Source organism: Arthrobacter sp. CP30, from assembly GCF_053470025.1.
Genome location: NZ_JBQEMM010000005.1, coordinates 13,749 through 29,625 on the forward strand (window position 1 = coordinate 13,749; position 15,877 = coordinate 29,625).

Consider the following 15,877-nt stretch of genomic DNA (forward strand, 5'->3'; position numbering starts at 1 on the left):
GCGCAGTCCAGCCGGGTGCACCCCTCGCGCTCGACCCGAGCGCACCACCGCCTTCACCACCGCCCGTCCAGGAGGACCCCCACCGTGCTGACACCGACATCGACCTACCGGCTGCAGATCCGGAGCGAGTTCGACCTGCACCGGGCCGCGGCCCTGGTGCCGTACCTGCACGACCTCGGGGTGGACTGGGTCTACCTCTCCCCGATCCTGACGGCGGAGAAGGGCTCCGGCCACGGCTACGACGTCACCGACCCCACCGCCGTCGACCCCGACCGCGGTGGACCCTCGGCCCTTGCCGCGCTCAGCGGGGCCGCCCGGGCCGCCGGGATGGGTGTCCTCGTGGACATCGTCCCGAACCACATGGGCATCGAGACCCCCGCGGACAACGCCTGGTGGTGGCAGCTCCTGAAGGAGGGCCGCACCTCGCGCATGGCGGAGGCTTTCGACGTCGACTGGGACGCCGACGGCGGCCGCCTCCGCGTGCCGGTCCTCGGTGACGGTGACGGCGAGCTCGATCAGCTCACCGTCGTCGACGGCGAACTGCACTACTACGACAACCGCTATCCGATCGCGGACGGCACAGCACACCCCGGTGACACCGGCGCCGCGGTGCACGACCGCCAGCACTACGAACTCGTCAACTGGCGCCGGGCGGACAGCGAACTGAACTACCGGCGCTTCTTCGGCGTCAACAGCCTGGCCGGGCTCCGGGTCGAGGTGCCCTGGGTCTTCCAGGAGAGCCACAGCGAGGTGAAGCGGTGGTTCGACGAGGGACTCGTGGACGGCCTGCGCATCGACCACCCGGACGGCCTCGCCGATCCGAAGGGCTACCTCGACGACCTGCGGGCCCTCACCGGCGGCGCCTACGTGCTGGTCGAGAAGATCCTCGAGCCGGGGGAGAAGCTCCCCACCGACTGGGCCACCGAGGGGACCACCGGATACGACGCCCTCGCGGACGTCGACCGGCTCTTCACGGACCCGGCCGGCGAGCACGCGCTCACGGCCACCGTCCCCGTCGACCCGTTCCACGAGATGATCCACGGGACCAAGCGCGGCATCGCCGACGGCATCCTGCGCTCCGAGGTGCTGCGCCTCGCACGCCTCGTGCCCGCCGAGGCAGGGCTCGACGCCGCGGCGACGGCGGATGCGATCGCCGAACTGCTCACCTGCTTCCCGGTCTACCGCAGCTACCTCCCGGGCGGCGCCGAGTACCTCGCCGAGGCCGTGCGCGATGCGCAGGTCCGCCGTCCGGACCTCGCCGACACCATCGCCGCGCTGCACCCGCTGCTGAACCCCTTCCTCGAGGGCGACGGTGTGTGGACCGAACTCGCCCAGCGCTTCCAGCAGACCTCCGGCATGGTCATGGCGAAGGGCGTCGAGGACACCGCGTTCTACCGGTACTCGCGGCTCGTCTCGCTGAACGAGGTGGGGGCGGATCCCGCGATCTTCGCGATCGACCCGCTCGAGCTGCACCGCCGGCTGCTCGAACGCCAGACCGAGGCTCCCCTCGCCATGACGACGCTGAGCACGCACGACACCAAGCGCAGCGAGGACACGCGGACCCGGATCTCGGTCATCTCCGAGCTCGCCGACGAATGGACCGGTGTCCTCGCGCAGCTCGAGGAGCTGGCGCCCATCGGCGACCCCACCTTCGCGCCGCTGCTGTGGCAGTCGCTCATCGGCGCCTGGCCGCTCACGCGCGAGCGGGCCCATGCCTACGCGGAGAAGGCCTCCCGCGAGGCAGACCTCAGCACGCACTGGACAGCACCGGACGAGGACTTCGAGCGCGGGATGCACGCGGCCGTCGACGCCGCGTTCGACGACGGCGCCGTCTCGGCCCTCGTGTCCGCCTTCGTCGAGCGCATCCGGCAGGCCGGCTGGTCCAATTCGATCGGGCTGAAACTGCTGCAGCTTACCATGCCCGGCGTACCGGACGTGTACCAGGGCACCGAGTTCTGGGACACCTCGCTCGTGGACCCGGACAACCGCCGCGAGGTGGACTACGACGCCCGCCGGAAGGTCCTGACCGACCTCGCCTTCGGCGCGCTGCCGCAGCTCGGTGAGGACGCCCACGCCAAGCTGCTCGTCGTCACGCGGGCGCTCACCCTGCGCAGGGACCGTCCCGAACTGTTCACCGGGTACGCCGCCGTCGTCCCGTCCGGCGAGGCCGCCGACCACGTGTTCGGCTTCGACCGTGGCGGGGCGATCACGCTCATCACGCGCCTGCCCTACGGGCTCGACCGGCGTGGTGGGTGGGGCGACACCACCGTCGACCTGCCCGCCGGCAGCTACACGTGCGCGCTCACCGGGGCCTCGGTCTCCGGGGGGACCGTCCGCGCGGCAGACCTCTTCTCCACCTTCCCCGCAGCCCTACTGGTCCAGGAGGACGCAGCATGAGCCCCTTCGATGTCTGGGCGCCGCGCGCCCGATCCCTCACCCTCGTCGTCGAGGGGACGCAGTACCCCATGACGCAGGGCGACGGCGGCTGGTGGAAGCCGGCCGAGCCCCCCGCGTCGAGCGACGACGTCGCCTACGGGTACCTCGTGGACGGGTCCGACACCCCGGTCCCGGATCCGCGTTCACGCCGGCAGCCAGAGGGCGTCCATCAGCTGTCACGGACCTTCGACCCCTCCGCGCACGCGTGGCAGGACGGCGCCTGGCAGTCGCCCGGGATGAACGGCGGCGTCATCTACGAGATGCACCTCGGCACCTTCACGCCCGAGGGCACGCTCGACGCCGCCATCGGGAAGCTCGACCATCTGGTGGACCTCGGGGTGCAGTATGTGGAGCTGCTGCCCGTCAACGCCTTCAACGGCACGCACAACTGGGGCTACGACGGCGTGCTCTGGTACGCCGTGCAGGAGACGTACGGCGGTCCGGCGGCCTACCAGCGGTTCGTCGACGCCGCCCACCAGCGCGGCCTCGGAGTCATCCAGGACGTCGTGTACAACCACCTCGGTCCCAGCGGCAACTACCTCGGGCTCTTCGGTCCCTACCTGACCGAGGGTATGTCCAACACCTGGGGCGATTCCCTGAACCTCGACGGCCCGCAGTCCGACGAGGTACGGGAGTACGTCCTGCAGAACCTGCTCATGTGGTTCACCGACTACCATGTGGACGGGCTGCGGCTCGACGCCGTGCATGCCCTGCACGACGAGCGCGCGGTGCACATCCTCGAGGAATTCGGTGCCCGGACGGACGCCTGCGCCGAGGAGCTCGGGAAGCCCCTGTTCCTCATCGCCGAATCCGACCTGAACAACCCTCGACTGATCCAGACCCGTGACGTCGGCGGGTACGGCCTCGCCGGCCAGTGGAGCGACGACTTCCACCACGCGGTGCACGTCAACCTGACGCGGGAGACCGAGGGGTACTACCTCGATTTCGATTCTGTCGGCGCGCTCGCCAAGGTCCTCGAGAAGGGCTTCTTCCACAACGGGACCTACTCCTCGTTCCGCGAACGCCACCACGGCCGCGAGATCGATCCGGCGCGCGTCACACCCCTCCAGCTCGTCGTCTGCACGCAGAACCACGACCAGATCGGCAACCGGGCCGCAGGGGACCGCATCAGTGCCACGCTGAATCCGGCACAGCTGGCCCAGGCCGCGGTCCTCAACATCCTCGGGCCGTTCACCCCGATGCTGTTCATGGGTGAGGAGTACGGCGCGTCGACGCCCTGGCCGTTCTTCACCTCCCACCCGGAGCCGGAGCTCGGCAAGGCGACGGCGGAGGGACGGCTCAAGGAGTTCGAACGCATGGGCTGGCGCCCCGAGGACGTCCCCAACCCGCAGGACCCTGCGACGTTCGCCTCGGCGAAGCTCGACTGGGCCGAGGCGGAGCAGGGACACCACGCCGAGCTGCTCGCCACCTACCGGCACCTCATCAGCCTCCGCCGTGACCGCGCGGAACTCCGGGATGCCGATTTCACCACCGTCTCCGTCGAGTTCGACGAGGACAGCCGCTGGATCGTGCTGCACCGGGGGCACACCTCGGTGCTGCTGAACCTCGGTGAGCACCAGGCGTCGGTCCCCGTGCGCGCAGCCGGCGCCGAGGTCCTCCTGTCCACCGTCGACGGGGTCGGACTGCTCGATGACATGGTCCAGCTCCCGCCGTACGCCTCCCTCGTGCTGGCGCGGGCGGAGGCCTAGCCCGCGGGCTCAGGAGAACGGCAAGGTTGGGGCAGGACCGTCCGCCGCGGGCCGTGAGGGTCGGTGCGCTCCTGCATACTGGGCTGGAGATTCCTCCCGGCTGGGGGGCGGACCGCGTGGCCGAGTGTCGGCCGGGTTCGGGAGAGGCGAGGCGGATCACATCATGACCCTGGACATCACGACCCTGCGGGTGGCTTTCGGAGCCGTTTCCGTCACCCTCTTCGTGCTGTTCTACACGGTGTCGTTCCGCCAGACCCGCTCCGCGTACAGCGCCTGGTGGTGTGCCGCGATCGCGTTCTTCTTCACGGGGTCCACCGGCTACCTGCTGGACGGCACGGTCCACCAGGTGTGGGCGAACCCCCTGTCCAACACGCTGCTCGTCATGGGGACGGTCAGCGTCTGGGCCGGCGCGCGGACCCTCAGGACCAGCAAGCCGGCCTGGCTCCAGCTCTCCGTGGCACCGCTGCTGACACTGCTGGCGTCGGTGGTGGACACTCCGGCAACGAACACGTGGTCGGGCGGGCCGGTCTTCCTCGGGATGATGTCCCTGACCATCGGGCTCGCCTCCTGGGAGCTCTGGCGCCTGCCGAGCAGCTACAGCCGTGTCGAGGCACCCCTCGCGGTCGTCTCCGCGCTGGTGTCCGTGCTGTACCTCGTCCGGTGCGTCGTGTTCATCGCCGAAGGGCAGAACGGCGACGTCTTCACCACCTACGTCGGCTCGGGTGTCACCACGCTGATCACCCTGGTGCTGCTCGTGGTCGTCTCCTTCAGTGCCGCCGCCCTCAGCGCCGAGCAGATCGCCACCGACCTGCGGACGCGGGCTGACCGCGATGCCCTCACGGGGCTGCTCAACCGTTCGGGGTTCCTCGATCTCGCAGCGCTGCACACCGATCGCCTCGCGCGGACCGCCCGTCCGGGCGCCCTCATCCTCGCGGACCTCGATTTCTTCAAGGCCGTCAACGACACGTACGGGCATGCTGCGGGCGATTCCGTGCTCAGGGCCTTCGCCGAGGCCTCGACCGAGACGGTGCGTTCCACCGATCTCGTGGGCCGCTACGGCGGCGAGGAGTTCATCTTCCTGCTGCCCGGCGCGTCGGCCGCGCGCAGCGAGGACATCGCGCGGGACGTCAGTATGGCCCTCCAGGGCCGCAGTGCGCCGGACGGATTCGAGATGCCGACGGTCAGCTATGGCATCGCCGCCCTCGACGCCCTGAACTACGATCTCGACGCCGCCATCGCGGCGGCCGATCAGGCCCTGTACGCGGCGAAGGCGGGTGGCAGGGACAAAGCGGTCCGCGCCATCCGCCCCGCGGACACCACCGGAGGGTCCTCCGCCGAACCACCGAACGGTCCAGTCCGCACCCCCTGAGGGGTGACCTCCGAAGACGGTGGGCGACGTACCGCTCACCTAGGATGAGGACATGACCTTCCACCCCGCCGAAGACCGCTACGACTCCATGCCCTACCGCCGCGTGGGGAAGAGCGGCCTGCAGCTCCCCGCCGTCTCCCTCGGCCTGTGGCACAACTTCGGGGACGACAAGCCCTTCGATGTTCAGCGTGACATCCTCCGCCGGGCCTTCGACCTCGGCGTCACCCACTTCGACCTCGCCAACAACTACGGACCGCCCTATGGCAGTGCCGAGACGAATTTCGGCCGGCACCTGAAGGACGACTTCCGCCCGTTCAGGGACGAGCTCGTGATCTCCAGCAAGGCCGGCTATGACATGTGGCCCGGACCCTATGGCGATTTCGGGTCCCGCAAGTACCTGCTGGCGAGCCTCGACCAGTCACTCGGGCGCCTGGGCCTCGAGTACGTCGACATCTTCTACAGCCACCGCCCGGATCCGGCGACGCCCCTGGAGGAGACGATGGGTGCCCTCGACACCGCGGTCCGCTCCGGGCGCGCGCTCTACGCGGGGATCTCCTCCTACTCGCCCGAGCAGACCCTGCAGGCGGCGGCCATCCTGCGGGACCTCGGGACGCCGCTGCTCATCCACCAGCCCTCCTACTCCATGCTCAACCGCTGGGTGGAGAACGGCACCCCGAACCTCCCCGAGGCCCTCGAGCAGGTGGGCGCCGGGTCCATCGCCTTCTCGCCGCTGGCCCAGGGGCTCCTCACGAACCGCTACCTGCACGGTGTCCCCGCCGACTCCCGCGCGGCCGCGCACAAGTCACTGTCCGAGGACTCGCTGTCCGAGGACAACCTGCGGCGCATCCGGGGGTTGAACGCGATCGCCGAGGGCCGCGGGCAGACCCTCGCGCAGATGGCCATTGCCTGGATCATCCGTCCGCAGCCCAAGGGCACCGCCGTCACCTCGGCGCTGATCGGCGCGTCCAGCGTCCGCCAGCTCGAGGACAGTCTGACGGCCGTGCAGAACCTCGACTTCACTGCGGAGGAGCTGCACGCGATCGACGAGTTCGCGGTGGACTCGGACATCAACACCTGGACGAAGGGCCGCCAGGGCTGATGCTTCGCTTCCGGGAGGCAACGGCCGGGGACTGGCCGGCCGTCTGGGCCCTGATGGAACCCGTGGTCCGGGCAGGGGAGACCTACTGCTGGGACCGGGACATGGACGAGGAAGCCGCCCGGCGGGAATGGCTCCCCGGACCTGCGGGACCCGATCCGACCCTCACGGTGTTCGTCGCCCTCGACCCGGCCACGGACCGTGTCCTCGCCACCGCCCAGGTGCATGCCAATCGCGGCGGACCGGGGGCGCACGTCGCCAACGCCTCCTTCCTGGTCGCAGCGGAGGCGGCAGGCCGAGGCGTCGGACGGGCCCTCGCCGGTCACGTGCTGGCAGAGGCCCGGACCAAGGGGTACACGGCCATGCAGTTCAACGCCGTGGTGCAGACCAACGAGCGGGCGGTGGCCCTGTGGACGTCGCTCGGGTTCGGCATCATCGGTACCGTGCCCCGTGCGTTCGATCACCCCGTCCTCGGCCCCACGGGCCTGCACATCATGCATCGCTTCCTCGAGTCGCCTGTACCGGCCGGCGGGGCGGGCTGACCGTCACGCTCGGAGTCCGTGGCGGTGGGGGCCACAATGGGAGCATGACTGCCGATGCGACCGTCCATGATCCGCTGCTGGGTGTCTGGGCGACACTCGGCGAAGCCCGCCTGACCCGCGAACTCGCCGGCGCGGGCGCCGGCTGGGTAGGGCTCGACGCGCAGCACGGGCACTTCGACGACCGCTCCCTCCGCGAAGCGCTTCTCCACCGCCCTGCGGGCTCCGCCCCGATGCTCGTCCGGGTCGGGGCGAACGATCCCGCCCTGATCGGGCGTGCCCTGGACGCGGGCGCCGACGGCGTCGTCGTCCCCCTCGTGGACAGTGTCGCCGACGCCCTGGCAGCGTCGTCCGCCAGCCACTATCCGCCGCTCGGTACCCGGAGCTGGGGTCCGCTCCACGGCAGCCTGCCCGTCCATGCGCCGGGTGGCGACGCCGGGCCTCACGCGGTACCGCTCTGCGCCGTGCTGATCGAGACCGCCGCGGGACTCGACGCGGCCGGGGAGATCGCTGCGCTCGACGGCGTGGACATGCTGTTCGTGGGGCCGTTCGACCTGTCCCTGGCCCTGGGGCTGCAGGTGGACGAACTCCTGGCGGCGACCGACGACGACGCGCCGCTGCCGAGGATCGTGCGGGCCTGCCGCGACGCCGGGATCACCGCCGGCGCGTACGCCGGCTCGCCAGAACGGGCAGCGCTCCTCGCGGCGTCGGGTTTCCACTGGATCGCCTCCACCACGGACGCGGCCCTGCTCGCGCTCGGCGTGTCGGGTCTCCGCGAGAACCTGCGCCGGGCCGCCTCCGATCAGTCGGTCCAGAACTCCGCCAGTGCGGGGAACGCCCTCTCGTAGCCCGCGAGGACGGCCGTCGCGGCGTGGAAGGAGTCGATCAGTGGATGGCCCGCGAAGGCACGGAGGGCCGCCGTTCGATCGCGGTGCACCGCAGCCCGGACGGTGTCCTGCTCCACGGCCTTGACGGCGGCCATCAGCCCGAGCTGGTGCGCGGTCAGCGGAGCCGCGGGACGCGGCGCGGCCCCGGAGGCGTCGACGACCGCCGGCACCTCCACGACGGCGGTCTCCGGCAGTTCGGGGAACGTGGTCCCGTTCCGCACGTTGAGCACGAGTTCGGCCGGCCTGCCGGTCAGTAGTGCCCGCATGACCCGCAGCGCCACGCGTTCGTAGCCGCCACCGGCGAGATCGGCCTCGTCCCGCTGCTCGTCGGCGGGACGCGCCTCGGCGAGGTAGCCGGATTCGCGCTCGCGGCGCGCATCCTCCCAGGCACCGAACGGGTCGACGGCCTCGGCGAGGCGGGGGTAGAGGCCCTGCTGCTGATCACGGAGGATCTCGCCGCGCGTCCTGTCCGCACCCCGGATGGCGCGCAGGGCCTCGCGGTGGAAGTAGTAGTAGAACAGGTACTCGTTCGGCAGGGCGCCGAGACTGCTCAGCAGGTCCGGTCCGAACAGCCGGCCCTCCTCGAAGGAGCCGAGCCGCAGGGGATCCGCGAGCAGGGCCGGCAGCCTGTCGCCGTCCCGTGCGGCGGGCGACGGCGATCCGCCGTCGTGCCCGCGTTCCTGCCCGGCGGACGCGCCGCCGTCGAGCCCGCGCAGCCACCCGAGATGGTTCAGGCCCACGTAGTCGACGCCTTCGAGCGAGTCCCCGAGGTCCAGGCCGACGGCGCGGGCGGCGCGGGTGACGAGCCCCGAGGCGGAGTCGCAGATGCCGATGACCCGGTGGCCCAGGACGGCGGAGACCGCCTCGGTGACCATCCCGGCGGGGTTCGTGAAGTTGATTAGCCAGGCCTCCGGGGCGAGCTGCCGCATCGCGGTGGCCAGCCGCAGCATGTCGGGGATGGAGCGCAGGGCGTAGGAGATCCCGCCTGCTCCGACGGTCTCCTGGCCGAGCAGGCCCGCCTCGAGGGCCACGCGTTCGTCCAGCACGCGCCCGTCCGCCCCGCCGCTGCGCACGGCCGCGAAGACGATGTCCGCGCCGGGGAGGGCGTGCGCGAGATCGGTCTCCACGCGGACCGCCGGGGCGGGGCTCCCCGTCGGCGGGGGCATCGCGTGCAGCACCCGGGCGATCGCGCGCGCCCGTTCCGCAGAGGCGTCGAGCAGGACGACGTCGGACACGAGGCCGGCGAACGGCCCGTCCGCCAGCGCCCGGTACACCAGTGGCACGCGGAAGCCGCCGCCGCCGACGATCACGAGGGTGGCTCCCGGTCCGGTCGATGAGCGCACTGCTGGACCCGCTTCCGTCATCGTGGGGGGCGGCCGGTGCTCCGCCGCCCGTGGTGGTGCGGGCGTTCATGGCCCGCTGCCCGCGTCTTGCAAGTATTGTGCCGTACATGTCCCCACAGCACCGGTTCGATCCGCTGGCGGCCACGCGTGGCCCGGACGGCCCCGAGTTCGACCTCCTCCTCGCCGGGCAGGTGTTCTTCGACATCATCTTCACGGGCCTCGAGCAACTGCCGTCGCCGGGGACCGAGGTGTGGACCGACGGGATGGGGTCCGGGCCCGGGGGGATCGCGAACCAGGCCATCGCGGCGAGCAGGCTGGGCCTGCGCACCACACTCGCGGCTGCCTTCGGCGATGACGGGTACGGACAGTTCAACTGGGACGTCCTGCAGGACCAGGAGCACGTGGACCTGTCGCGGTCGCGGGTGTTCGGGCAGTGGCACTCGCCCGTCACGGTGTCGCTCTCGGTGCACCAGGACCGGTCGATGATCACGCACGGGCACCCGTCGCCGCTGCGCGCCTCGGAACTGATCGGGACGCCGCCGTCGTGCCGCGCCGCCGTCGTCGGTGTGGAGCAGGAGGTGGAGCCCTGGGCGCGTGCCGCCGCAGCTGCGGGGACGAAGCTGTTCGGCGACGTGGGCTGGGACCCGGAGGGGGAGTGGGCGCCCGAGACGCTGGCTTCGCTCGAACACTTCTACGCGTTCATGCCGAACGCCGTGGAGGCCATGGCGTACACGCGGACCGAGGACCCGTGGGCCGCGCTCTACTCCCTCGCCGATCGCGTGCCGGTCGCCGTGGTGACGGTGGGTCAGCAGGGCGCCATCGCGATCGACTCGCTGACGGGTGAGGAGGAGTGGGTGCCGGCGCTCCCGGTCTCTGCCTACGATCCGACCGGAGCGGGGGACTGCTTCGGGGCGGCATTCGTCATGGGCGACCTCGCCGGGTTCCCCCTGGCGGACCGGTTGAGCTTCGCCAATCTGTGTGCCTCCCTGTCGGTGCAGCACGTGGGCGGTTCCCTGGCGGCGCCCGGGTGGGGCGACATCGCCGACTGGTGGCACCGGGTCAACACCGGGCGCGACGGCGTCCGGAAGCAGTGGCTGCGGCGCTATGCCTTCCTCGAGGACCTGGTGTCCGACGTCCCCACGGAGGCCGTGCGCCGGGCTTCGGCGACCATCGCCCGGCATTCCGACGCCGCGCCGTCGTCGGGCCCGGCGGAGGCGAGGCGTGAGGGGATCGCCGACCTGGGCTGAGCGGTGGCGCCCCGGGGGCCGAGCCGTGCCGGGCGTGGATCGACGGCCGAGGGAGTACCGCCCACCGGTCGGCCGACGGAAGGCGTCGGCACGGACCGTCGCGTCTCCCGGGTCCTAGGACTCGTCGAGGACCTCTCCCACGTACTGGATGGTCAGCACCGGCGATTTCAGTTCGTCAATGCCGGCCACCAGGGCGACATAGGCCTTCTCGCCCTCGAAGCCGGGCGCGATGTAGTGATAGCTCTTCCAGGCCGGGTGCTCGGCCGCCCCGTGCCATGCGATGTACAGGAGGAGGTCCTCCCACTCGGAGTCGGGCGGGAGTCCGGTGAAATCCAGGGCCTCCAGGACGGCCTGCTCGACGGCGACGGGGCACAGGAAGTAGTGCCGCGAGGCGTAGGGGCTGATGTCGACGAGCTCACCGTTCCTGAGCGCCACCTGCCGCGAGGTCCCGGGGTACTTCTCGGGCACCTCGCTGGTCACCTGGTGCTCGAGGAGGTCGATCTGCTCCGTGCTGGGCTGTCCCTCCGGATGGAGGTACGGATTCACGCGGGCCGCGGCGTCGTAGGGCGTGAACCACGATGACGCCGCGTCGTCGTCGCCGGACATGCGCTGGTAGGTCCCCTGCAGCGCGTCCGTGTCCTCCAGGAGCCCGCTCACGATGCGGTCGATCCCGATCGCCCCGAGCTTCGTGCCGTACTCGGCGTCGGCGTGCCGGACCCCGCTGCGGGCGAGACAGTAGACGGCAAGGCCGTGCGCGAACGTCCGCGCCCGGTCCCAGCCCAGCTCGAACTCCGCGGCGACCTCGGAGAGCACGACGGCGAAGCGCTGCAGGAAGCCGGAGGTGTAGTGGGACCGGTACGCGCGGGGCAGGGTGTCCACCACGCGGGCCGCGGCCGAGGTGACGTAGGCGCCCACGTCATCGTCGGCGGTCTCGAGGGTGCGCAGGGCGAAGATGTCCTCGAAGATGCCGTCGAGGACGATCGGGATGGATCGGCGGAGGGCGCCGCGCAGCAGTTGCGCCTGGACGAGGGCGTGGAGCCGCTCCTCCGGCGAGTCGTAGTTCGACGCGGGCAGCTGCCCGTCCTCGTCGAGCTGCATGCGGCCGATGCACGCGCCCTGCAGTTCCGGTCCACCGAAGTAGCCGAAGAGGGTGATGTCGATCCCCTCGAGCCTCCGGCCCTCGTTGATCAGGTCGATCTGCCGGGGCGGCAGGTTCTGCGGGTCGATCTCGGGTACCACTGTGCTCCTTGCTCGGCGTGGCGCCAGACTAGCAGCAGCAGGGCCCGTCCTTCGGGCTGCGGGTCGACGCAGCCGGGCCACCGGGCTGGGTCGTGATGTGTGGGAGGATGCGCCCGTGCGTCCACGGGCCGTCATCCGTCGCCAGGTCCAGTGGTTCCGCGTCGCGGACCACCGGCTCGAGCCGCTGCCGCTCACGGTCGGCAGGCATGCCGATCCGCCATTCCTGGGCCGTCCCGCACCTCCGATCCTGGCCCGCGTCCGGTCGACAGAGCAGGCCGGGAGGAGCCGGCACCAGCAAGCGTCCGACCGGACCGGTCGATCAGGGCCCGAGGTCCTCCTCCAGGTCGGCACCGCGGGGAACAGCTCAGCCTCGCAGGGCCGCCGCTTCGCCGAGCCAGCGCGCATACAGCGCCCAGGGATCGACGACGCCGGCGGACAGGCGCCCCACATGGGCCTCGAGGTCCGGGGTGGTGGTGAACCATTCCGACCTGTCGCGTCGTGACGCCGCGAATTGTGCGTGACGGCGGTGTTCCACGAGCCGGTCGCCCCGTTCGAAGGCGAGGAGTTCGTCGTGCCAGATCCGCGCCAGGCGTCGGCGCGGGCTCGCCGTGGTGCCGATCTTGATGCGGTCCCGGAAGCGGAGGTAGTAGACGACGTCCACCCTCGGGGGTGGGAGGCCGTCGTCGAGGACCGCGCCGACGGGCCATTCGCAGGCAGCGCACACCCAGCCCGACGGATACCGGACGCCGAGCCGAGACCCGCAGGCACGGCAGGCGGAGGGCAGGAGGTCGGTGATTCCCGACGTCGTGTCCGACCATTCGGCGACGAGGGCCACGTGCACAGCACAGAGGGCGAACGGTGCATCCTCCACCGGACGCCCGCAGGGCCCGCCGCCGCCGTCCGACAGGACGCAGCCGGGTGGGGATTCGACCACGTCGTCGATCTTCCCGGCCGGTGGCAGGGAATGCAGGGTCGCGTCGAGCAGCGGCCCGAGCCGAGGTGGCGGCATTACTGCTTGCCGTACTTCCGGTGCACCGCCTGCTTGCTGACGCCGAGGGACTGGGCGATGGCTTCCCAGGAGAGACCGGCCTGACGGGCCCTGCGGACCAGCCCCGCCTCCGCCCGCCCGATCGCCCTCTGCAGTTCCGCGACCGCCTGCAGTGATGCGGCAGGTCCTTCCCCGTCCATCGAGCCGATGAGTGTCTTCATGTGCTCCACCTCCATTCGTCAACATTAGTTGACAAATGGCAGGAAGGGCAAGGGTGCCGTGCGGGTATCGGGCGGCGGGCCGGGGAGGGCCGGCGTCATCCCTGGCCGCCCGGCACGTCGTCCTCGCGAAGCGACCGGACCATGCGCTGCAGCGCATGGAAGGCGTGCGACTGCTCCTCCCGCGTCATGCCCCGGAGCATCCGTGCCTCCACCGACCGGACGGCCGTGCTCGCCTGCTCGAGGCGGCGCCTGCCCAGCGGGGTGAGCGTGACGGGGAGGGTCCTGCCGGCTGGAGCCTCGGCCGGCCGCGTCACGAATCCGTCCCGTTCCAGCGCATGCAGCAGGACGTTCATCGATTGTCGGGTCACGAAGGCCCCGCGGGCGAGGTCGGAGTTGGACAGGCCGGGGCGCTGGGCGAGGAGTTCGAGGCAGGAGTAGTGCGTGACGGTCATGTCGAGGGGTCGGAGGACGGCGTCCATGGCCGCCCGGAGGCTGCTCGATGCCTCCTTCAGCAGGTACCCCACGGAGGATTCGAGCTCGATCCGGTCTTGACCCATGTCAGAATTCTGACATACAGTCTCTTATGTCAGATTACTGACATGAGAGAAAGCAGTTCCCATGCCCGTACCGGCCCCGACTTCATCTCCCTCCAGGTCCAGCACCTCGACGCCTCACGGGCGTTCTACGAGCAGTACCTCGGTCTCGTCAGGTCCCCGACGGGACCACCGCACGCCGTCGTCTTCGAGACGACGCCCATTGCCTTCGCGCTGCGCAGCGTGATGCCCGGAACCGATCTCGCCTCCGCGTCGCACCCCGGGGTCGGAACGGCCGTCTGGCTCCACTCCACCGATGTCCAGGCCATCCACGACGCCCTGGTGGCCGACGGCCACACCATCGTCACGGGTCCCGAGAGCGGGCCCTTCGGCCTGACCTTCACCCTCGCCGATCCCGACGGATACCGGATCACCCTCCACGACCGCGCGTGAGGCAGGCCGCGCGGTCCACCCGGATCTGCGGCGGCACACCACCCCACAGAGCCCGCGGCCGTCCCGGCGGTCGTCACCGGGCAGCGCGGGCACAAGCTGGCAGAATGGACCGCGTGAGTTTCCCCGAGCGTGTTGCAGAGATCGATCTCGATGCACTGCGACACAATGTCCGCCAGCTGCGCGATGTGGCGTATCCAGCCCGCGTGATGGCTGTCGTGAAGGCCGATGCCTACGGACACGGTGCTGTCCCGGTGGCCCGTGCGGCCCTCGAGGCCGGCGCCGCCTGGCTCGGTGTGGCCCACGTCAGCGAAGGGGTGGCCCTGCGCAGGGCCGGGATCGAGGCGCCGATCCTCGCATGGCTGCACACCGCCGGGACCGATTTCACGGCCGGTGTCGAGCACGGGCTCGATCTGGGTATCTCGGGCTGGGAACTCGAGCACATCGTGGCATCGGCGAGGGAGCTGGAGCGCCCCGCCATCGTGCACCTGAAGATCGACACCGGGCTGGGCCGGAACGGCTGCCCGCCGGACAAGTGGGACGCCCTGCTGAGCCGTGCGGTGGAGTACCAGGAGGAGGGACTCATCCGCGTGGTCGGGATCTTCTCGCACCTCGCGGTCGCCGACGAGCCCGCCCGCCCGGAGACGGACCTCCAGGTCCACGCGTTCCGGGAGGCCGTCGCTGCCGCCGAGAACGCCGGGATCGACGTCGAGGTGCGGCATCTGGCCAACACCCCGGCCACGTTCTCCCGGCCGGACTGCCACTTCGACCTCGTCCGGGTGGGGCTCGGCATCTACGGGCTCTCGCCGTTCGCGGACCAGGGCTCCGCCGATCTCGGGCTGAAGCCCGTCATGACCTTCAGCACCGTGGTCTCGCACTGCAAGGAGGTGCCCGCCGGCCAGGGGGTCTCCTACGGCTACGCGTACCGCACGCAGAAGGCGACCACGCTGGGCCTCATCCCCGTCGGCTACGGCGACGGCGTGCCACGCATCGCCACCGGAGCACCCGTGCTCGTCGAGGGACGGATGTATCCGGTGGTGGGCAGGATCGCGATGGACCAGCTCGTCGTCGACTTCGGTGCAACGGGCCTCGCCGACACGCCGAACAGCCTGCTGGGCCGGCGGGCCGTCCTCTTCGGCGGAGCGGGGGCGCCCGCCGTCGAGGATTGGGCAGCGGCCGCCCAGACCATCAACTACGAGATCGTCACGCGGATCAGCGACCGCGTGGAGCGCGTGTACCTCGAAGCGTCCCGGGAGAGCGATGACGACGCCTGAGTGGTCCGTGGCGTTCGAGGTCGCGTCGGCCGCGGAACTGCAGGCACTCGCGGAGCGGCTCGCGCACCAGCTGGCTCCGGGCGACCTGCTGGTCCTCTCCGGGGAGCTGGGGGCGGGCAAGACCACGTTCACGCAGGGGCTGGGGCGCGGGCTCGTCGTCGAGGAGCGCATCATCTCGCCGACCTTCGTCCTCGTGCGCCAGCACCCCTCCACCGTGTCCGGACCGGGGCTCATCCACGTCGATGCCTACCGCCTCGAGAGTGCTGCCGCGGTGGACGACCTCGACCTCGAGGCGACCCTCGCGGCGAACGTCACCGTGATCGAGTGGGGAGCGGGCCGCGTGGAGCACCTCAGCGACAGCCACCTGCTCGTGGACATCATCCGTCCCACCGGTGGCGCGGCGGCCGGCAGCGCGGGGGAGGCCGCCGTCCTGACCACCCACTTCGACGACGACGGCGAGGACGAGGTGCGCGGCGTCACCCTGGCGGGCGTCGGCCCGCGCTGGCGGGGCGGGCCCCCGGCACTCGCGCTCGACTAGGCTGGACC

At 71.0% G+C, this 15,877-nt stretch carries 15 protein-coding genes; 10 read left to right on the forward strand and 5 right to left on the reverse strand.

From position 1 onward, the window contains the following. Positions 1-84 precede the first annotated feature (84 nt). The 6 genes from treY to ACTIMO_RS08375 all read left to right on the forward strand — a co-directional run bounded on the left by treY (position 85) and on the right by ACTIMO_RS08375 (position 7,997). A complete protein-coding gene (treY, locus tag ACTIMO_RS08350; protein ID WP_055768219.1) occupies positions 85-2,397 on the forward strand; it encodes a malto-oligosyltrehalose synthase in 2,313 nt (770 codons plus the stop codon). Next, positions 2,394-4,145 (forward strand): malto-oligosyltrehalose trehalohydrolase, encoded by a 1,752-nt coding sequence (gene treZ / locus ACTIMO_RS08355; RefSeq protein ID WP_448182119.1) that lies wholly within the window; start codon positions 2,394-2,396, stop codon positions 4,143-4,145. The genes treY and treZ overlap by 4 nt, the downstream gene beginning before the upstream one ends. A 163-nt stretch (positions 4,146-4,308) precedes the next feature. Beyond that, positions 4,309-5,514 carry a GGDEF domain-containing protein gene (locus ACTIMO_RS08360; protein ID WP_055769278.1) on the forward strand — a complete coding sequence of 402 codons (1,206 nt, stop codon included), beginning with the start codon at positions 4,309-4,311 and terminating at the stop codon, positions 5,512-5,514. Positions 5,515-5,566: 52 nt separating this feature from the next. Further along, a complete protein-coding gene (gene mgrA, locus ACTIMO_RS08365; protein ID WP_448182120.1) occupies positions 5,567-6,613 on the forward strand; it encodes an L-glyceraldehyde 3-phosphate reductase in 1,047 nt (348 codons plus the stop codon). Further along, entirely contained in the window at positions 6,613-7,152 is a 540-nt protein-coding gene (locus ACTIMO_RS08370; protein WP_448182121.1) for an N-acetyltransferase family protein, read from the forward strand. The genes mgrA and ACTIMO_RS08370 overlap by 1 nt, the downstream gene beginning before the upstream one ends. A gap of 44 nt (positions 7,153-7,196) precedes the next feature. After that, the gene (locus ACTIMO_RS08375; protein WP_422390372.1) at positions 7,197-7,997 is read left to right on the forward strand and encodes an HpcH/HpaI aldolase family protein; all 801 of its coding nucleotides are present in this window, start codon (positions 7,197-7,199) and stop codon (positions 7,995-7,997) included. On the opposite strand, the gene ACTIMO_RS08380 is transcribed toward ACTIMO_RS08375, so the two are convergent. After that, a complete protein-coding gene (locus ACTIMO_RS08380) occupies positions 7,952-9,379 on the reverse strand; it encodes a family 4 glycosyl hydrolase (protein WP_448182122.1) in 1,428 nt (475 codons plus the stop codon). The genes ACTIMO_RS08375 and ACTIMO_RS08380 overlap by 46 nt on opposite strands. A 107-nt stretch (positions 9,380-9,486) precedes the next feature. Here ACTIMO_RS08380 and ACTIMO_RS08385 point away from each other — a divergent pair, with 107 nt between their 5' ends. Then, positions 9,487-10,626, forward strand: a complete 1,140-nt coding sequence (locus ACTIMO_RS08385; RefSeq protein WP_422390371.1) for a PfkB family carbohydrate kinase — start codon at positions 9,487-9,489, stop codon at positions 10,624-10,626. Positions 10,627-10,740: 114 nt separating this feature from the next. Here the strand turns inward: ACTIMO_RS08385 and ACTIMO_RS08390 are convergent, their stop codons facing one another. The 4 genes from ACTIMO_RS08390 to ACTIMO_RS08405 form a co-directional block, all read right to left on the reverse strand. Then, the gene (locus tag ACTIMO_RS08390) at positions 10,741-11,865 is read right to left on the reverse strand and encodes a hypothetical protein (RefSeq protein ID WP_448182123.1); all 1,125 of its coding nucleotides are present in this window, start codon (positions 11,863-11,865) and stop codon (positions 10,741-10,743) included. Between the two features lie 364 nt (positions 11,866-12,229). Further along, complete coding sequence (locus tag ACTIMO_RS08395; RefSeq protein WP_448182124.1) at positions 12,230-12,874, reverse strand: GIY-YIG nuclease family protein; 645 nt, start codon at positions 12,872-12,874, stop codon at positions 12,230-12,232. Further along, on the reverse strand, positions 12,874-13,074 hold the full coding sequence (locus tag ACTIMO_RS08400) for an AsnC family protein (protein ID WP_448182125.1): 201 nt from the start codon (positions 13,072-13,074) through the stop codon (positions 12,874-12,876). Before ACTIMO_RS08400 ends, ACTIMO_RS08395 begins: the two co-directional genes overlap by 1 nt. Before the next feature lie 95 nt (positions 13,075-13,169). After that, on the reverse strand, positions 13,170-13,631 hold the full coding sequence (locus tag ACTIMO_RS08405; RefSeq protein WP_448182126.1) for a MarR family winged helix-turn-helix transcriptional regulator: 462 nt from the start codon (positions 13,629-13,631) through the stop codon (positions 13,170-13,172). A 42-nt stretch (positions 13,632-13,673) separates the two neighbouring features. Between ACTIMO_RS08405 and ACTIMO_RS08410 the strand changes: the two genes are divergently transcribed. The 3 genes from ACTIMO_RS08410 (at position 13,674) to tsaE (ending at position 15,869) form a co-directional block, all read left to right on the forward strand. Then, entirely contained in the window at positions 13,674-14,060 is a 387-nt protein-coding gene (locus ACTIMO_RS08410; RefSeq protein WP_448182127.1) for a VOC family protein, read from the forward strand. Positions 14,061-14,164: 104 nt separating this feature from the next. Beyond that, positions 14,165-15,331: an alanine racemase gene (gene alr, locus ACTIMO_RS08415; protein ID WP_448182128.1), complete on the forward strand. Its 1,167-nt coding sequence runs from the start codon at positions 14,165-14,167 to the stop codon at positions 15,329-15,331. Then, entirely contained in the window at positions 15,318-15,869 is a 552-nt protein-coding gene (tsaE, locus tag ACTIMO_RS08420) for a tRNA (adenosine(37)-N6)-threonylcarbamoyltransferase complex ATPase subunit type 1 TsaE (RefSeq protein ID WP_448182129.1), read from the forward strand. Before alr ends, tsaE begins: the two co-directional genes overlap by 14 nt. Positions 15,870-15,877 lie beyond the last annotated feature (8 nt).

What these genes read in the sequence shown, in the direction of transcription:
- treZ (WP_448182119.1), top strand. Translation starts at nt 2,394, where the DNA reads ATGAGCCCCTTCGATGTCTGGGCGCCGCGCGCCCGATCCCTCACCCTC.
- ACTIMO_RS08360 (WP_055769278.1), top strand. Translation starts at nt 4,309, where the DNA reads ATGACCCTGGACATCACGACCCTGCGGGTGGCTTTCGGAGCCGTTTCC.
- mgrA (WP_448182120.1), top strand. Translation starts at nt 5,567, where the DNA reads ATGACCTTCCACCCCGCCGAAGACCGCTACGACTCCATGCCCTACCGC.
- ACTIMO_RS08370 (WP_448182121.1), top strand. Translation starts at nt 6,613, where the DNA reads ATGCTTCGCTTCCGGGAGGCAACGGCCGGGGACTGGCCGGCCGTCTGG.
- ACTIMO_RS08375 (WP_422390372.1), top strand. Translation starts at nt 7,197, where the DNA reads ATGACTGCCGATGCGACCGTCCATGATCCGCTGCTGGGTGTCTGGGCG.
- ACTIMO_RS08385 (WP_422390371.1), top strand. Translation starts at nt 9,487, where the DNA reads ATGTCCCCACAGCACCGGTTCGATCCGCTGGCGGCCACGCGTGGCCCG.
- ACTIMO_RS08395 (WP_448182124.1), bottom strand. Translation starts at nt 12,874, where the DNA reads ATGCCGCCACCTCGGCTCGGGCCGCTGCTCGACGCGACCCTGCATTCC.
- ACTIMO_RS08400 (WP_448182125.1), bottom strand. Translation starts at nt 13,074, where the DNA reads ATGAAGACACTCATCGGCTCGATGGACGGGGAAGGACCTGCCGCATCA.
- ACTIMO_RS08405 (WP_448182126.1), bottom strand. Translation starts at nt 13,631, where the DNA reads ATGGGTCAAGACCGGATCGAGCTCGAATCCTCCGTGGGGTACCTGCTG.
- ACTIMO_RS08410 (WP_448182127.1), top strand. Translation starts at nt 13,674, where the DNA reads ATGAGAGAAAGCAGTTCCCATGCCCGTACCGGCCCCGACTTCATCTCC.
- alr (WP_448182128.1), top strand. Translation starts at nt 14,165, where the DNA reads ATGGACCGCGTGAGTTTCCCCGAGCGTGTTGCAGAGATCGATCTCGAT.
- tsaE (WP_448182129.1), top strand. Translation starts at nt 15,318, where the DNA reads ATGACGACGCCTGAGTGGTCCGTGGCGTTCGAGGTCGCGTCGGCCGCG.